At 69.7% G+C, this 17,382-nt stretch carries 13 protein-coding genes; 11 read left to right on the forward strand and 2 right to left on the reverse strand.

What is annotated here, in order from left to right:
• Nucleotides 1–148: 148 nt before the first annotated feature.
• From G4D86_RS10950 to G4D86_RS10980, 7 genes are all read left to right on the forward strand, one after another.
• Nucleotides 149–1,417 carry an MxcI gene (locus G4D86_RS10950; RefSeq protein WP_240360182.1) on the forward strand — a complete coding sequence of 423 codons (1,269 nt, stop codon included), beginning with the start codon at nucleotides 149–151 and terminating at the stop codon, nucleotides 1,415–1,417.
• 159 nt (nucleotides 1,418–1,576) lie between these two features.
• Nucleotides 1,577–3,148, forward strand: coding sequence for a pyridoxal phosphate-dependent decarboxylase family protein (locus G4D86_RS10955; RefSeq protein ID WP_163992460.1), 1,572 nt, complete (start codon nucleotides 1,577–1,579; stop codon nucleotides 3,146–3,148).
• A complete protein-coding gene (locus G4D86_RS10960; protein ID WP_163992462.1) occupies nucleotides 3,145–4,944 on the forward strand; it encodes an IucA/IucC family protein in 1,800 nt (599 codons plus the stop codon). Before G4D86_RS10955 ends, G4D86_RS10960 begins: the two co-directional genes overlap by 4 nt.
• Nucleotides 4,941–5,528: a GNAT family N-acetyltransferase gene (locus tag G4D86_RS10965; protein ID WP_163992464.1), complete on the forward strand. Its 588-nt coding sequence runs from the start codon at nucleotides 4,941–4,943 to the stop codon at nucleotides 5,526–5,528. The genes G4D86_RS10960 and G4D86_RS10965 overlap by 4 nt, the downstream gene beginning before the upstream one ends.
• Complete coding sequence (locus G4D86_RS10970; RefSeq protein ID WP_163992466.1) at nucleotides 5,525–6,964, forward strand: lysine N(6)-hydroxylase/L-ornithine N(5)-oxygenase family protein; 1,440 nt, start codon at nucleotides 5,525–5,527, stop codon at nucleotides 6,962–6,964. Before G4D86_RS10965 ends, G4D86_RS10970 begins: the two co-directional genes overlap by 4 nt.
• A complete protein-coding gene (locus tag G4D86_RS10975; RefSeq protein WP_163992469.1) occupies nucleotides 6,961–8,529 on the forward strand; it encodes an MFS transporter in 1,569 nt (522 codons plus the stop codon). The genes G4D86_RS10970 and G4D86_RS10975 overlap by 4 nt, the downstream gene beginning before the upstream one ends.
• Nucleotides 8,526–10,418: an IucA/IucC family protein gene (locus G4D86_RS10980; RefSeq protein WP_163992471.1), complete on the forward strand. Its 1,893-nt coding sequence runs from the start codon at nucleotides 8,526–8,528 to the stop codon at nucleotides 10,416–10,418. Before G4D86_RS10975 ends, G4D86_RS10980 begins: the two co-directional genes overlap by 4 nt.
• A 118-nt stretch (nucleotides 10,419–10,536) precedes the next feature.
• On the opposite strand, the gene G4D86_RS10985 is transcribed toward G4D86_RS10980, so the two are convergent.
• Complete coding sequence (locus tag G4D86_RS10985) at nucleotides 10,537–11,190, reverse strand: hypothetical protein (RefSeq protein ID WP_163992473.1); 654 nt, start codon at nucleotides 11,188–11,190, stop codon at nucleotides 10,537–10,539.
• A 57-nt stretch (nucleotides 11,191–11,247) separates the two neighbouring features.
• Here G4D86_RS10985 and G4D86_RS10990 point away from each other — a divergent pair, with 57 nt between their 5' ends.
• Nucleotides 11,248–11,955 (forward strand): helix-turn-helix transcriptional regulator, encoded by a 708-nt coding sequence (locus G4D86_RS10990; protein WP_163992475.1) that lies wholly within the window; start codon nucleotides 11,248–11,250, stop codon nucleotides 11,953–11,955.
• A 184-nt stretch (nucleotides 11,956–12,139) separates the two neighbouring features.
• Nucleotides 12,140–12,928, forward strand: a complete 789-nt coding sequence (locus tag G4D86_RS10995; RefSeq protein WP_163992477.1) for a DUF4261 domain-containing protein — start codon at nucleotides 12,140–12,142, stop codon at nucleotides 12,926–12,928.
• A gap of 131 nt (nucleotides 12,929–13,059) precedes the next feature.
• On the opposite strand, the gene G4D86_RS11000 is transcribed toward G4D86_RS10995, so the two are convergent.
• The gene (locus G4D86_RS11000) at nucleotides 13,060–13,833 is read right to left on the reverse strand and encodes an NADase-type glycan-binding domain-containing protein (protein ID WP_163992479.1); all 774 of its coding nucleotides are present in this window, start codon (nucleotides 13,831–13,833) and stop codon (nucleotides 13,060–13,062) included.
• Nucleotides 13,834–14,201: 368 nt separating this feature from the next.
• Here G4D86_RS11000 and G4D86_RS11005 point away from each other — a divergent pair, with 368 nt between their 5' ends.
• Nucleotides 14,202–15,578 carry a peptide MFS transporter gene (locus tag G4D86_RS11005; RefSeq protein ID WP_163992481.1) on the forward strand — a complete coding sequence of 459 codons (1,377 nt, stop codon included), beginning with the start codon at nucleotides 14,202–14,204 and terminating at the stop codon, nucleotides 15,576–15,578.
• Between the two features lie 388 nt (nucleotides 15,579–15,966).
• On the forward strand, nucleotides 15,967–17,334 hold the full coding sequence (locus G4D86_RS11010) for a hypothetical protein (protein WP_163992482.1): 1,368 nt from the start codon (nucleotides 15,967–15,969) through the stop codon (nucleotides 17,332–17,334).
• Nucleotides 17,335–17,382: the final 48 nt, after the last annotated feature.

A 17,382-nucleotide genomic window follows, 5' to 3' on the forward strand; every position in this document is an offset into this window, starting at 1 on the left:
CGAGACCAATCCGTTGCATGAGATTTCTCGCGAGACCCAGCCCGACGTGTGTCTGTCCATTCCAGAAAAATGAACCCTGATTCAAAACCTTACCTGGCACGGAGGAGCGCATCAGCGTCCTTGACATTCGGACCCGTTTATCTTGATTATGCAACTCAATATCAACTTCATGATGGGGATGCGGATGACGAAGAACGCGAAGCGGTTCGGCGTGGGCAACATCACCGGGAGGGCCCTGGCATGCGCCGCGTTCCTCAGCACCGCGTGCAGCGAGGAGAAAGAGCCCGACCCGACGGAGGAGCCCAGCACCGAGCCGCAGTACCTCATCCACTCGGCGGTCCAGACGGGCGGCACCCGGATGAACTACTTCACCCTGGTCGACTCGCTCGACCAGGCCACCCAGCTCGACTATGCGAACTCGCTCGAGCTGCCGGGCCGTCCGCGGCTCTACGCGGCGCAGGGCATTGGCGTCTTCGCCATCGGCGATGGCGAGTCGCCCACCATCACCCGCTACGAGGTGAAGGACGGGCGGCTGGTGGCCGGCGGCAGCATCTCCCTGCAGGCGCAGGGCGTGCGGGCCATGGGCGCCCAGGCCGTGCTCTTCATCAGCGCGACGAGGGCCTACTACAAGGATGACGCCCAGGCGCAGATCATCGTCTGGAACCCGACCGAGATGGCCATCGTGAAGACCCTCCAGCTGCCCAGGGAGCTCGTCAAGCAGGGCTACATCACCAGCCTGAGCCAGTGGGCCAGCCGCGCGGGCGAGGCCTTCTTCACGGTGGGCTGGAGCACCACCACGTATGACCGCGTCCTTCCCGGCACCGTGCTGGTGCGCATCGACACGGCGACGGACGAGCTGACGCAGGTTCCCGACGAGCGCTGCCGCGACATCCTGAAGACGGCGCGACTGGGCGACACGCTCTACTTCTTCAGTGGCGTCATCAACGGCCTGGGCCACACGGCCTACAGCAGCCAGAACGGCGGCCAGCAGGACTGCATCCTGCGCATCGCGCCGGGCCAGAAGACCTTCGACGCGAGCTACGTCGGCAGCGTCGCCCCGGCCCTGGGTGACAACAAGGTCGGCACCGTCATCACGGTGACCGAGGACGGCAAGGCCTGGGTCCAGGTCGCCGACACCACCATCACCCCCTCCGCGCCCGGGACGACGTACAGCGAGTGGTACAGCAAGGGCTGGAGCTGGTGGAGCCTGCCGCTCGAGAGCCTCAGCACCCCCGCGCGCGTGCAGGGAGAGCCTGGCGCCTACAGCGGCTTCGCCGTGAGCGCCGGGACGAGCTTCTTCATCAGCCAGAGCGCATCGGACTACTCCACGTCGACCCTGATGGAGCAGAGCTCCGGCACGCCGAAGGCTGGCGTGTCCTTCCCTGGCTTCGTGCTCGACGTGGCGCGAATCCAGTAGCAACCCCGGGGGCCACCCGCCGGCTCGGCGCGCGGGGCCCCCTCCCCCTCCCCAGTGGCACGAACGGCCGCGGTCTCCTCGCGCGCTGTCAGGGCCGAAGTGTGTCCCGAAGTTGAAATTGATTCTTATCATTAAAATCAACACCGGAGGAAAATCACCATGCAGGCTGAAACTGAAGAGCGGAAGCGGGGGCCCGACGCGGCCGTGACGCCCGGCTGGCCCCGCCGCCCGTCGTCGGTGCTGGCGGGCTCTCGCGAAGGACTGGCCGCGGTGTCCGCCGCGCTGACGGGCGCGGTGGGCAACGCGCTGGCCGCCGCGCGGTGGCCCAGCGGCCCCCTGCGGGCCGGCACCCCGGCGGAGGTCATGGCCTCGGCCACGGCGGCGCTTGGCGTGGACGGAATCCCCGAGGAGGGCATGGGCACCGAGGCCGCACTGGCCCGGCTGGGCCGGGTGCTGGTGGAGCACGGACTCCACCTGTCGCACCCGCATGCGGTGGCGCACCTGCAGCCGCCTCCGCTGGCGGTCGCCGTGGCCGCGGACGCGCTGGCCAGCGCCAGCAATGCCTCGCTGGACACGTACGACTCGGGGCCCTCGGCCATCGCCGTGGAGCGCTGGCTCATCGCCGGGCTGGTGGAGCTGGCCGGGCTGGGGCGGTGGGCGGACGGGGTGCTCACCCCGGGCGGCTCGATGTCCAACCTGCTGGGCCTGCTGCTGGCACGGGACGCGGCCGCGCTGCGGCGGGGTATCGACGTCCGCCGGCAGGGCGTGGCCGCGCTCCAGGCTCCGGTGGTGCTGTGCTCGGAGCTGGCGCACTTCTCGGTGCACCGCGCCTGCGCCGCGCTCGGCCTGGGTGAAGGCGCCGTGCGGCCCGTGCCCACCGACTCGCGCCACCGGATGATTCCCGAAGTGCTGGACGCCATGCTGCGCGAGCTGGGTCCGGAGCACACCCCGCTGGCCATCGTCGCCACTGCGGGAACGACGGACTTCGGCAGCGTCGACCCGCTGCCGCGGATTGCGGCGATTGCCGCCGAGCACGGCGTCTGGCTGCACGTCGACGCGGCGTATGGCTTCGGAGCGCTGTTCTCCGAGCGGCTCGCGGGCCGGCTGGCCGGACTGGAGCTGGCGGACTCCGTCACGGTGGACCTGCACAAGCTGGGCTGGCAGCCGGCGGCGACCAGCGCGCTGCTGGTCTCCAAGGGGAGCACCTTCTCCGCGCTGGAGCGCGAGGTCGCCTACCTCAACCCGGGCGACGACTCGGCCGCGGGCTATGACGGGCTGCTCGGCCGCAGCCTGCAGACCACCCGGCGGCCCGACGCGGTGAAGGTCGCCGCCACGCTGCTGGCCTATGGACGCCGGGGAATGGGCGACATGGTCGACACCTGCCACGACCTGGCCAGGCACGCCGAGCAGCGCATCGCGGCCCAGCCCGAGCTGGAGCTGGTGTCTCCCGCCGAGCTGACGACCGTCGTGTTCCGCTACCGCTGCGACGAGGACCCGGTGCGCGAGGACGAAATCAACGGCGCGCTGCGCCGCCGGCTGATGGAGACCGGCGTCGCGCTGATTGGCCGCACCGCGGTCCGCCTGGACGGGCCCGGCTCGCCGGAGCGGGTGTGCCTCAAGTTCACCCTCCTCAATCCCACCACCACCCCCGAGGACCTCGACGCCCTCGTGGAGGCCGTTCTCAAGGCGGGCCGTGCCTGCACGCCCCGCTTGCAGAAGGGGGCCGCATGAGCGCCGCCATTCTTCCCCGGTACGAAGTCCCGACCTCGGACCCGCTGCACGACGCGGACGCGCGTCGAACGGCGGAGCATGCCCACCTGGAGGCGCTGCTGCGCTGCTGGCTCGTGGAGACCCGGACGCCGGTCCACCCGGGGCCGCTGCGCGTCGCGCTGCCGAGCACGGGACTGGCGCTGCGCACCGAGGTGAGCCACTGCTCGCCGAGCGGCTGGCACCGCTTCGGCCCGGTGTTCCTGGAGGGTCCGGGCGGAAGCACCTCCAGCTGCGCCGACGCCGTGCTCGCCGTGCTCGCCGTGGCGCTGGTGGCCCACGAGGCCGCGATGCGGGGAGGCGCACGCCCCGGTGGCGTTCCCTCGGGCGCGCTGGCCGACCTGGTCGAGCGCACGGCGGAGTCCGTGCGCCGGGTGGCGGACTTCGTGACCCACCGCCGCGAGCACCCGCTGCCACCGCCGCCGGTGGACGGCTTCCTCGCGGCGGAGCAGGCGCTGGTGCTGGGACACCTGCACCACCCGGCGCCCAAGAGCCGGGATGGGCTCTCCTCCTCCGACACCGTGGACTTCTCCCCGGAGCTGAGGGGCTCGTTCCGGCTGCACTGGTTCGCCGCGGACCCGTCCGTGGTGTCCCACGACGCGGTCCAGGGCGCCCCCTCGCTCTCCGGGCGGGACACGGTGGCGCTGATGATGGACCTGGCGGAGCGGCCCCGGGACGAAGGCCAGGTACTGATTCCGGCGCACCCGTGGCAGGCCCGAGATCTCCTGACGCGGCCGAGAATCGCCGCGCTGATTGAAGCGGGCCTGCTGGCGCCGCTGGGAGAGCGTGGGCCCCGCTGGTGGGCCACCTCCAGCGTGCGCACCGTCTACCGGCCCGACGTCTCGGTGATGCTGAAGCTGTCCCTGGGACTGCGGCTGACCAACTCCCGCCGCGAGTCCACGCGCACCGAGCTGAAGCGCGGGCTGGAAGTCCACCGGCTGCTGGATGCCGGCTACGCACGGGAGACCTTCGCCGCCCACCCGGGCTTCTCCATCGTGAGAGACCCCGCGTGGATTGCGGTGGACGAGCCCTCACGGCCCGGGGGCCCGGACGTGACGGGCCTGGACGTGGCGGTGCGGGAGGTGCCCTCCGGCATCGCCGACCTGCGCTGCCTGGCCGGGCTGGTGGCGCCGCGCCCGGGACTGGGGCGCAGCCAGCTGGGAGCAAGGGTGGCCGAGCTCGGCACGGGTGCCGCCGAGCAGTGGGTGGCCGACTACACGGACCGCGTGCTGGTGCCGATGCTGCATCTGTACGCGGCCACCGGCATCGGCCTCGAGGCGCACCAGCAGAACACCCTGGTGCGGCTCGACGCCCGGGGCCGCGTCACCGGCGCGGCCTTCCGGGACAACCAGGGCTACTACCTCGCGACGTCGCACCTGCCCCGGCTGCTCCAGCGGCTCGGCGCGAGCGCCTCGACGCTGGCCGTGGTGGACGACGCCATCGTCGACGAGCGGCTCTCCTACTACCTGCTGCGCAACCAGGCGCTCGCGGTGGTGGGGTGCCTCGGCGTGGACGGACTGGGAGAGGAGCGCCGGCTGCTCGCCATCATGGCCGGGCGGCTGCGTGAGGCGCTGCCGTCACTGGCCGCCGCGGGACCGCGGGGAGACCGGCTGGCCCGCAGGTGGCTGGAGGCCGACACCCTGCCCTGCAAGAGCAACCTGCTCACCCGGCTGCACGGCATCGACGAGGTGCTCGCGCCTCTGGACGCGCAGTCGGTGTACCTCAATGCGCCCAACCCGCTGCGCGAGGCGGCGCGATGACCGCCCTGGCCCGAGAGAACGTCGTGGGCAGCGGCGTGCCCGCGCCCCCGGTGCCGCGGGTCCGCGCGCCGTGGTCGGCCCGGCCCGCGCGCGTCGCCGAGGACCTGGAGCGGGTGCACCTCTGGATGCAGGCCCCGCACGTGGCCGAATTCTGGAAGCAGGCCTGGCCCGTGGAGCGCTGGCGGACCGAGTTGGAGCGGCAGGCGGCCGGAGACCATTCGCTGCCGGTCATGCTCGAGTTCGAGGGCGTCCCGCTGGCGTACCTCGAGATCTACCGGGTGGTGCGCGACCGGCTGGCCGGGCACTACGCGGAGCAGCCGCATGACCTGGGCGTGCACGTGGCCATCGGCGACCTCGGCCGCACCGGCCGCGGCCTGGGCCGGGCGCTCCTGCGCGCGGTGGCCGAGGGGCTGCTCGCGGCGGACCCGCGCTGCACCCGGGTGGTCGCCGAGCCCGATTCGCGCAACGCCCCGTCGCTGCGCGCCTTCACCGCCGCCGGCTTCCGAACCGTCGGCCCCATCACCCTTTCCGACAAGAACGCGACGTTGCTCGTCTTTCCCCGGTCCGAGGAGGACCTGCCGTGAAAACCGTCTCTCCTGATGCGCCCCCCCTGCACACCGAGCACGACGTGGTGGCGGTCGGCTGCGGGCCCTTCAACCTCGGCCTCGCGGCGCTCGCGTCCACGGTGCAGGGGCTCGACCTGGTCGTGCTCGAGTCGCGGCCGGAGCTGCGCTGGCACCCGGGCTTGATGTTCGACGAGGCCCTGCTCCAGCTCAGCTTCCTCGCCGACCTCGTCACGCTGATAGCGCCCACGCACCCGCTGTCGTTCCTGGCCTACCTGCACGACAAGGACCGGCTCTACCCGTTCTACATCCGCGAGCGCTTCCACCCGACGCGCCGCGAGTATGAGGACTACCTGCGCTGGGCCGCCGCGAAGCTTCCCTCGGTGCGCTTCTCGCACCAGGTCGAGGAGCTCGGCTGGGACGAGGCCCGCCAGCGCTTCGTCCTGAAGGTGCTGCGCGGTGACGGCCGCCGGCTGGTGATGACCGCCCGCGACGTCGTGCTCGGAATCGGCACCGAGCCGACGCTGCCCCCGGCCCTGGCCTCGCTGCCTCCCGGCAAGCGCATCCACACCGGCGACTACCTGCACCGGCAGACCGACGTGGAGGCCGCTCGGCACGTGACGGTGGTCGGCTCCGGGCAGTCGGGCGCCGAAGTCGCCCTGCACCTGCTCCAGCGCAACCTCACGGGCGGTGGCGCGGTGAGCTGGCTCACGCGCACGATGTCGTTCGCGCCGCTGGACTACACCAAGCTGACCCTGGAGATGACCACGCCGGCCTACGTCCGGTACTTCCACGCGCTGCCCCAGCCGACGAAGGACCGGCTCGTCGCCGAGCAGTGGCGGCACTACAAGGGCATCTCGACGGAGACGCTGGAGCAGCTCCACGACCTGCTCTACCGGCGCGAGCTGGAGACCGGGCTGGCCGACGTGGAGCTGCGCTCCGGCGTCGCCGTGGAGGAGTCCTCGGTGAATGGCGCGGGCCAGGTGGTGCTGCGCTGCCGGCACCTCGACACCGGGGAGACGTTCGAGCACACGACGGAGCTGGTGGTCGCGGCCACGGGCTACAAGCAGCGGCCGCCGGTCTTCCTGAAGCCCATGGAGGGCCTGCTGCGTCGGGACGAGCAGGGCCGCTACAAGGTCCGGTTCGACCACTCGGTGGAGCTGGCGTCACAGGTGAGCGGGCGCATCTTCGTCTCCCACGCCGACCTGCACAGCCATGGCGTCGCCGCGCCCGACCTGGGCGTGTCTGCGTACCGCAACGCCACCATCCTCAACGCCGTCATGGGGCGTGAGGTGTTCGCGCTGCCCCAGCGCACCGCGTTCTCCCGCTTCGGGCTCCCGGAGGTCGTCGCGCGTCCCCGCCCCCAGGAGACGCCACGGTCCACCACGACCGCCACGCCGATGGTGCCCGAGGCCGCGGCGCGGCCCCTCGTCGCTCGCGCTCCGGAGGCCTCGTGAGCACCCGTCCTGATGACAGCACCGGGGCACCCCGCGCGAGCGCCGACGCCCGCCGCGCGGCCCGCTGGACGTTCGCGCTGGTGAGCGCGGGCGGAGTGGTGATGACGCTGGATGTGACGGTGGTCAACGTCGCCCTGGCCGCCATCGCGAAGGACCTGGGGGCCGGACTGCACCAGGTGCAGTGGACGGTGTCCGCATACTCGCTCGCGTTCGGCGCGCTGCTGCTCACCGCGGGCGCGCTGTCGGACCGCATCGGTCGCCGGAGCGTCTTCGTCGCGGGCATCGCGCTCTTCACCCTGGCCTCCATGCTGTGCGGCCTGGCACCCAATGCCGAGGCGCTGATCGCGGCCCGGGTGGCGCAGGGGCTCGGCGGCTCCATGGTGTTCGCCCCCGCGCTCGCCCTCATCGCCGCCGTGTACGAAGGTGCCGAGCGCCGGAAGGCGATCGCCACCTATGCGGCGATCGCCTCCGCCGCGGGCGCACTCGGGCCGGTGGTGGGAGGCGTGCTCGTCGAGCTGGTCGGCTGGCGGTGGATCTTCCTGGTCAACGTGCCCATCGGCGTGGGTGTCGTCATCGGCGCGCTGACGCGGATGCCCGCCCTCACGCCGCAGGACACCGGCCGTCAGCTGGACCCGCTGGGCGCGCTGCTCGCCATCGGCGTGTTGCTGTCGCTGCACTACCCGCTCATGGTGGGGTCGGACACCGGCTGGGGCTCTCCCAACGTGCTCGTCCCCGCGTGCGCCGGGGTCGTGCTCCTCGTGGCGCTCATCGCGAGCCAGCGGCGGCCCGGCAGCATGCTGGACCTGGAGCTGCTGCGCATCCGCGCGCTCTCCGGGACGGCGGTGCTCGGGTTCCTCGCCCGCATGTCGAGCCTGGGCGTGCTGGTCTTCACCACCCTGTGGCTGCAGGGCGCGTCCGGCGGCTCACCGCTCCAGGTGGGGCTGCGGCTGCTCCCGCTGACGGGGAGCCTGCTGGTCGCGGGCCTGTTCATGGTACGGCTGCAGGCGCGCTTCTCCGCCGCGGGGCTCGTGGCGAGCGGCTTCGCACTCCAGGGGCTGGGGCTGCTGGCCCTCGGAGGCGCCGCCATCCAGGGGCAGTGGGCCCTGAGCCTCGTGGGCCTGGTGCTGATGGGAACGGGAGGCGCCATCATCTTCCCGCCCATGATGGGCGTGGCGGTCAGCGTCGTCCCCACCGCCCGAGCGGGCATGGCCTCGGGGCTGACCAACGCCTGCTATCCCCTGGGCACCGCCACGGGCGTGGCGGCCTTTGGCGCCGTGTTCTCCTCGCGGCTCGGCGCCGCCCTCGAGTCCGGTCCGCTGCCAGCCGAAGCGGCCCGGAGCGTGCGCTCGGCCCTGGAGACGGGGCAGTTCGGCCTCGTCGAGCCCGCGCTCATGCCGCTCGCCCAGGCGGCCTTCGCCCACGCCTACCTGGCGGTCTGCGTCGCCGCATCGGCGGTGTGCCTCGCGGGGGCCGTCGTCGCCCTCCGCGTCCTCTCCAACCCGGCGGCCCGGGCCACGCGCCCGGCCATCCGTGAGCAGTCCCTTTCCTTGAAGGAGTCACCGTGAAAGCCAGAACCGAAGCCCTGGACCTGAGCAACCCCGTCAGCATCCTCCCCACCTCCGTGGACCGCACCCACGCCGTCCTCGAGGGGGGCAACGACCACCCGGTGCCGGCCCTGTCGGAGGTGGAGCCCGCCGCGTGGAAGGAGGCCAACCGGCGACTGCTGGCCAAGGCCCTGGGGGAGTGGTGCTTCGAGGAGATGCTCAAGCCCGTCCAGGACGGTGAGGGCCGCTATCGGGTCGACCTGGGGAGCGGCACCTCCTATGTGTTCTCCGCGAAGCCGGGCGCCTTCGGCTGGATGAAGGTGGACCCCGCGTCCATCACCCGGAGCGCCACCAGCATGCTCGGCAACAGCATCGCCGAGCCGGCCTGGGACGCGCTGCAGTTCCTGACCGACGCCGCCTCCACGCTGGGCACGGACCCGTCGACGCTGTCCACGTACTTCCTGGAGCTGTCGTCCACGCTGGCGGTGGATGCCGCGCGCATCACCCACGGAGGCAGCACCGCCGCGGAGCTGCGCGCGCTGGGCCACACGGAGCTGGAGTGCCACATGACGGGGCACAACTGGCTGGTGGCGAACAAGGGTCGGGTCAACTTCTCCGCGTCCGCCGTGCGCCGCTACGCGCCGGAGTCACGCCAGCCGGTACGGCTGCTGTGGGTGGCCGTGCACCGCGGGCTCGCGGAGTTCCGGGGCACGTCGCAGCTGTCCGAGCGCGAGGTGCTCGCCCGCGAGCTGGACGAGGCGACGCGCAGCCGCTTCACCCGCGTGCTCACCTCCGCGGGGCTGGCCCCGGACGCGTTCGTGTGGATGCCGGTGCACCCCTGGCAGTGGGACCATGCGGTGCAGGTGCTGCACGCCGCGGACGTGGCGCAGCGGCGCATCGTGCCCCTGGGGGAGAGCACCGACCTGTACCTGCCAGGCCAGTCCATCCGGACCATGGCCAACGTGACGACGCCCGGCCGCTATGACGTCAAGCTGCCGCTGAAGATCCTCAACACGCTGGTGTGGCGCGGCATCCCTCCCCACTGCACCCTCGGCGCGCCCGTCGTCACCCAGTGGCTCCAGTGCCTCCTCGACAGCGACCCCTTCCTGGTCGAGGAGTGCCGCACGGTGTTCCTCGGCGAGGTCGCCTCGGTGACGGTGCGGCACCCGTACCTGTCGAAGGTGGCGGACGTGCCGTACCAACACCTGGAGACCCTGGGCTGCATCTGGCGCGAGCCGGTCGCCGCGCGCCAGGACTCCAGCGAGCGGGTGCGCACGTTCGCCTCGCTGCTGCACGTGGACGGCAAGGGCACCGCGTTCGTCGCCGAGCTGGTCCGCGCGTCGGGCCTGGGCGCGCAGGAGTGGCTCCAGCACCTTTTCGACACGCTGCTCGTCCCAATCATGCACGTGCTGTATCGCTACGGCATCACCTTCAACCCACACGGGCAGAACACCCTCCTGGGCTTCGACGGGAACGACGTTCCCCGCCGGCTGTACCTGAAGGACTTCGTCGACGACGTGTGCGTGTCGTTCACCGACGTGCCCGAGCGGGGCCCGGAGCCGGACGGACATGACCACGTGCTGCCGCGCAAGCACCCCTCGGTCATCCGCCAGCACGTGGTGGACCAGGTCTTCGTCGGGCACTTCCGCTACCTGGCGCCGCTGGTCTCAGAACAGCTCGGAATGCCCGAGCAGGCGTTCTGGAAGCAGGTCCGGAAGACCATCCTGGCCTTCCACCAGCGCTTCCCCGAGCTGAGCCAGCGCTTCGCCGAGTACGACCTGCTCACCCCGCAGATTCCGCGCTACGCGCTCAACCGGGACCGCATCGTCGTCACCCGTTACACAGACCGTGCCCTGCGCCACGCGCTGTATCCGAACGGCTTCCTGCCCAACCCGCTCGCGCGCGAATGACCCGCTCCCTCGCCCCCGCGCATGGAATGGCGCGGGGGCGGAGGAGATGGCCCAGCAGGTCCAGCTCCGCGTCGATACCGGCCTGGCGAGCTGGCACAGGGGGATTCGACCCTCGGGCTTACGGCGAGGGTGGCAAGAGCTCCGGAGGGATGGGGTGCGCCGCGTCCTCGTCCTGCCAGACCACACTCGCGATCCACCAGCGCCGACCATCGAAATAGAGCTGGATGTAATTGACGCCTCGAGAGTGCCGACTGCCATCCGAGCGCCTTAGCAGCTCGTAGCTGGAAGCCACATGGGCAATGTTGCCATAGCGGTGCACGATGCGGCGGAGCTCCGGTTCGCGGAAACCCTCGCGCATCAGCGGCTCCGCTTGTTCCACGAAGGACGGATGATCGAACACCGTCAGCTTGCTCCCAATGGCAACGAAGTGGATCCACGGAGCATAGAGCGTTCTATCCCTGGCCCACTGCCGCGGTGCGTCCGGGGCCACATTCACCACCTCGTAGAAGGCGCGCATCACCCCATCAATGGTGCTGACATCTTCCGGATTGACGGGCACCGTCTCAACATGGACGGAAGGGGTGGTTGACTCCGGGGAATGGGCACATGCGGCCACGAGCAGAAGTACGTTGACAAGAGCGATTCGCATGGCCGCAATATGGAAGGTGGCCGAGATGGGCGCTGTCAGAATCTTGCTCGAATGAACTGGGACCTCGCTTTTCCAATGCGCACGCTGCTCCATGGGCGTGAGCTTTTCGTGGGTGAATGGCATTGCGCCGGCGGCTCGCCGCGTCCTCCCTGTTGGCGAGAGCGAGCCCTCTATTACGAGATGGATCTCCTCCAGACGGGAACGCACCTGCGTGACCTGGGGCATCAACGCAACGTGGTGGATCCGACGACGGCCGCGCTCCATGCGCCATCGGATGAGTATTGGATGGCCTCTCCCACGGAACGCCCTCAGCAGGGCACGCTGCTCCTGCTCCGGGGCGAGCTGGCCGAAGAGCTGATTCCTCGTCTGCCCACTCGAAGTTGTTCCATTTCACCGCAAGCCGCGCGCCTTCATGTCCAGCTCTTGCACGCCGTGGATCCCCTGGCCCGGGAAGAGACCGCGTTGTCGCTGGTACACTGCGTGTTGTCGGATGCTCGGGCTCAGCCGGAACGGGCTCGGAGCGTTTCCCGCGCGTGGCGCCGCTTGAGCGAGGAGCTGCAACACGTGGTGGCCACTCGCTTCAAGGAGCGTTTGACTTTGGACCTCATGGCTTCCGCGTGCCGCACGTCTCCCTTTCACGCGAGCCGTGTCTTTCGGGCCGTGACGGGTGAGACATTGCACCGTCACCTCACCCGGGTGAGGCTTCGCGCTGCCCTCTTCGAGCTCCAGGGCGCTGCCGGACGTCTGACCGAGATTGCCCTTGCCCTGGGTTTTTCATCCCATAGTCATTTCACGCAGGCCTTCCAGGAGGAATTCGGCTGTGCGCCTTCGTCTCTGATGGGCGGGCCTGTTCGTGGACGGAAGACCCTTTCATGGGAGAAGGATTGAGGCAGGCAGGCGCCCGATGTGCCGCCCGGGGCCACCCGCTCGAGCGCCACCCCGGCCATGAACCTCATGGCGGCCGAGTCCCGTGGCTTCTACCCCAAGGACGTCTCTACCCCGAACCCGGCCGACCTCACCCCGACGGGCTATCTCACCCCCGCCGCCGGTCAGAGGACTATAGAGTCGCCTCATGCGCGTCTCCTTTGTCCTTCTCTCCATGGCAGTGCCCCTGGATGGCGGGGCCATCTCTCGCAGTCACCTCGAGCTGTCTCCCGAAGCCACGCGGCTCGTCCCGGAGGAGACGCGGGAGGACGGCATCACGTGCCTGCGCCTGCAGGACGACTCGGGAGACGTCATCCTCGCGCCCGTCCCGGCACCCATCGCGACGGGCGAGATCGAAGCGGCAGCGGCCCTGAGCCTCGCGTCCTTCGCGTCGATGCCCGGGCTCGCGCCGCACGCCGCGCACGTCATCGTGACGTTCAGGGACGAGGCCCGGCGCGCACCGGCCGCCGAGGCGCTGGTACTCGCCCAGGTGACGGCGGCCGTGGCACATGCCACCGGAGCCGTCGGGGTGTACTGGGGTATGGGCCACGTGGCGCATCCCGCCTCGTTCTTCATCGATGCCGTGCGCGACCTGGACCTCCCCTTGCCCGCGCTCACCGGCCTGAGCATCGTGCGCGACGGCAAGGGCCTGAGCATCCTGAGCGTGGGGATGGAGCAGTTCGAACTTCCGAACATGCTCGTGCTCGCAGACAAGGCCCAGGGCAGCGAGACCATCAAGTTTCTTTTCGACATGCAGGGCTACGTCCTCAAGCGCGGGAAGGCGCTGCCGGATGGCAACACGGTGGGGCGCACCGCCGAGGAGCGCTTGCAGGTGCGCTACGTGCCGTCCCCCACCGACCCCTCCGCGCAGGTGGTGCAGGTGGACATGCGCAAGCCAGGGCTCTGGGCGCGCGCCCGCCAGTTCCTGCGCAACTGAGGCTGCTCGCGCAGCGTGTCGCCCAGCGCGTTGAAGGACCCGGAGCAGTACAAGGAGCGGCTTTCGGTTGGGACTGCGTTCCGAAAGTAGCAGCCGCTCCGGACACTACAGCTCCACCTGGGCGCCCGACCTCAGGGCTTGTCCGAAGCACGCACCTCGCTGATGCACAGGTCCGTGAACTTCTTGCCCGGGTAGACGGACAGGACCTCGATGGCGACGAAGGTGCCCGCGGCGTTTGAATCGCGCTTGAACGCGGGGAGCTTCAGTTCCTGGTAGTCGTTGACGTCCTTCAGCTCCACTTCTCCCATGGCGGCCACGGTGAGCCCCCCATAGTCGATGCTCGACTGACTTGCCGCCGCGCTCCGCGCCTGGAGCACGGCGAGCCGGACCTTGCGTGGCCTCGCATTCGCCGCATGGAGCTGGGCCGACTTGCCGAAGCCCGCCCAGATGCTCACCGGCCTGCCCGGCTCCACCTTCGCCAGCAGCACCTCTCCCACGCCTGTTCCCTTCGCGCCTTCGCACCAGGCCGTGTCCGGCTTGCCGTCCATCGCCTTCTCCGCCGAGTAGCCACACGTCCACTCGTGCGCGGTCATCTCCCGCTCGCGGAGGTCGTCCTCGGCCTCGGGCGGACAGTCCTCGCAGGCGGGAGATTTGCCCTTCGGCAGCAGCGTCGATGACGCCCAGTCCGAGAAGTCCCCCGTGAGGCCATGGGAGACTCCGCCCGCGAGGCTCGCGCCCACCTGGAGCCCTCTCAGCGAGAGGCTTCCCTTCGCCGTACAGGCCCTGCCCTCGTACGCCTGGGCGGCGGCGATGCCGGGCAGCGTGAGAACGAATCCGGTGATGAGTAACGCCACCCACCGGGACGCCACGCGTCCTTGGGTGTGCTCGTCAGAGTCCCCCAGCATCGTCAGCTCCCTTCGTGCGTCCAAGCAGGGACGCGAAGGGCATACCTTCCCAGCGACGGCGTCACCGGTCCACATCTCGGTGCTCCCGAGCGGCGGGACGCATCCATCCCGCCACCCGGAGAATCCTCACTCCGCGCGCTGATGGGCGCCTCCGCCCGGGGAACGGACCCACGTGTCACAGCCGCGTTCCACTCCGTCGGAACGTGTCATTCCTTCTCACTTGCGGAGCGGGTACCATCGCAATCACTGACATGCCACGCCTCCACCGAGCCCGCTACGCGACGCGGTGTTCCCGAGGTTCATGAAGGACGCGGCTGGACGCCTGTGACAGGAGGCATGGACCTCCTCTGCCTCGAGAGGTGCCGCATATGGCCAGTGAGTACACCCAGGGAATGGTGGGAAAGACGCGGGCCCACGCCGGAAGTCCTCCGGGGTTGTACCGGCTCTGCCTCGCCGAGCTGTGGGAGCGCGCGGCCTACTACGGCATGCGTGGGCTCCTGGTCCTCTTCCTGATGTCCACGACGCGGGGAGGACCTGGCTGGGCCACCTCGGACGCGCTCTCGCTCTACGGCACCTTCACCTTCCTCGCGTACCTGCTGCCCATTCCGGGAGGTTTCCTCGCGGACTGGTGGCTCGGACAGCGCAAGGCGGTCATCATGGGGGGCGCGCTGATGCTGGTGGGCTACCTGCTGCTCGCACTGCCCGCAGGGCCCGCGCTCTACCTGGGCCTGGGCGTGCTCATCCTCGGCGGTGGTTTCTTCAAGCCGAGCATGACCACCCTCCTCGGGGGACTGTACCCGGTGGAGGCAGGGCAGCGGGACGGAGGCTTCACCCTCTACTATCTGGGCATCCACTTCGGCGCCATGCTGGGCTCATTCGTCTGTGGCACCGTGGGCCATTTCCTGGGCTGGCATTGGGGATTCGGCGCCGCGGCGGCATTCATGCTCCTGGGCCTGATGACCTTCCTGACGGTTCCGGCCAGGCTGCTGACACCACCGAAGCCGGCTTCCGCATCATTGACAGCACCACCAGGTGGGAGTGGCAGCGTCAGCCCCACGCACGAGAACCGGGCTCGGACAGGCATCATCGCCATTCTTGGCGTGTTCACGTTCGTGTTCTGGACGTGTTACGAATTGTCCAGCCTGCCCATCAACCATGCGTCGAAGCTCCATTGGACCTTGTTCGGCGTGGAAGTGCCCGGGAACATGTTCAGCAACTCGGGCTCCTGGTTCATGCTTCCGCTGGCAATCCTGCTCATGGTCCTGTGGAACGCGCTGGCGGCGCGTGGCAGGGCTCCGGGGTCTCCCGTCAAGATGGGAGCAGGGGCCTTGCTCATGGCGCTGGGCTTCGCCTTCATGTTCGGCGCATGGAAGGAACACCAACTGGCGGGCCAGGCGTCCGCGGTGTGGCTCCTCATGACGCACCTGTTCCTCACCCTGGCGGAGCTGTGCACTGCACCGATCGCCCTTTCAGAGGTGACGCGGCTGGCGCCGGCACGGTTCCCGTCCACGACGGTGGGAAGCTGGTTCCTGTTGGCCATGGCGGCCAACTGGCTGGCATCCGTTCTCTCCGACGACTCGGTCGGCATCAGCACGTTGCTCTTCACGGGGGCCGCGGCGGTGGCGGGGGGCGTGCTCCTGATCGCCCTCGCCCCCGCCCTCGGACGGTGGCTGCGAAACGCAACCACCGCGCCGAATCCCTCCCCTGCCGCCCTGGAGCCGGGTCCAGCCCGCCCGGCTCCATGACGACGCTCGCGAGACGGAGCCCCTGGCGCGTTTCCGCTCCTTCCTGGCCGCTGCCTCAAGCCCCGCGCTCGCCTCCTGCGCACCTGCTTGACGTCTGCCCGCCCGTGCTCACGCGCCCCCTGGGCGCTGCATGCCGGAACGCAGACGCGTCCCCGGAGGACGCGTCCCCGGAGGCTCGCACCGCTCATCCCGGCGTGGGTCCACGCGGTACGGCGCTTGCTCCAGCATCCTGGCGCACGTCCCGGCGGCTGCCTTCAGCGGTTCCCCGCGCGACGTGTCAGTAGCGGAACCCAATGCCCCGGGTGTCGGAGGGATGGGGCTGTCCGACCACGACCCCGTTGCCTACGACGTCGAATACTGACCCGGCTCGCGCCCGGAGGGAGACCCCATGATTGGAGACGCCAAGGCGGGTGATGTCGTCGTGAACACGAAGACGGCCCTGGCCTATGTCATTGCCGAGGTCCTGCCCGACGGCGCCTACCAGCTCGCCCACTGGAACCCCAGCCCGGACAACCCGTTCAAGCAGCACATGCCTCCCATCGTGCACCGGGAGGACCCGGACTACGTGCGCATCAGGCCCACCCGCCCCGTGTCCTCGCCCACGGAGACCTATCTCACCGTGCGGGAGAGAGACGTCACTCCCAGGATCAAGAGCTTCCTGAACGTCGATGAGCTCCTCAGGATGCTCATCGCCAGCGAGAAGCGCCGTCGCCGCGACGAGCATGTCTTCTACAACGCAGCGGGCCCGGGTGCCCGGGCGCTGCACCGGATGGCGAAGATCCTCATCCAGTCCCTCCATACCGTGCTCGGAGGAACACCTCCCTCGCTCGACACGTTCGAGTTCCTCCGAGCCCCGGCCGTGGATTACCACCCGCAGACCCTGCTCAGGCCCCAGGAGTTCCTGAACACCGTCCTCCAGAAGAGCACGTGGAGCGACCGCGACGAGCCGAAGCCCGTGCTCTCCACGAACCTCACGGTGCTCGGTGACATCTGCTCGGGAGGCAGCGAGAACACGCTGACCATCTTCTTCCAGAAGGGCCTCTTCGACGTCGACCCGAAGAAGGCGCTCGGAATCTTCGAGGGCCTGCTCGCCAGCTACAGGCTTCCGGACGGGCTCTTCCAGCCGCTGCTCAAGTGCGTGGCCACCCTGCAGATGTTCCTGCAGGCGACGCCCTGCAACCCGGCCATCTATCAAATCTTCATCGATGACGACGTGCTCGACGAGGTGGCCTACATCTCCGTGCAGAGCGGGTACCCGTTGGACTCACGCATAGGAGAGATGTACGGGCTGAAGGCACCGCTCGACCACGTGACGGCCACGCGGCTGCCCGCGCGCTCGGGCGGGTTCACCCGCTCCGTGCTCAACTCGGTGGAGAAGCCGGGGTTCTGGGAGAGCTTCTCCGGCGGGAACGACCCCCAGGCCCGGCTCATCATGAATCCGAACTTCTTCTCGACGCCGAACTCCAACATCCGCATCGTCACCTTCGAGCTTCGCTCCGAGCGGCTCGACCTGGAGCTGATCCGCTTCCGGAAGGAGGTGGACGCCATCTGCCAGCGCTACTGCGGGGACTGCATCGGGCGCCTGAGGTCATTCCATGAGGAGCACGCCATCGCGCTGACGAGGCTCAACATCAACGTCCTGCCCGAGCCGGAAGAATGCTCGGTCAGCCTCCTGACCGACATGGTCCTCTCCCTCCCGGCCATCCTGACGAAGATCCAGGAATCGAAGCTGAGTGCCTTCGACTTCATGAACTGAGGTCCTCGCCGCGTGGGCCCACACCGTTGCCACGGCGCACCACCCGAC

Origin of the sequence: Pyxidicoccus caerfyrddinensis (assembly GCF_010894405.1) — a bacterium.
Classification (GTDB): domain Bacteria; phylum Myxococcota; class Myxococcia; order Myxococcales; family Myxococcaceae; genus Myxococcus; species Myxococcus caerfyrddinensis.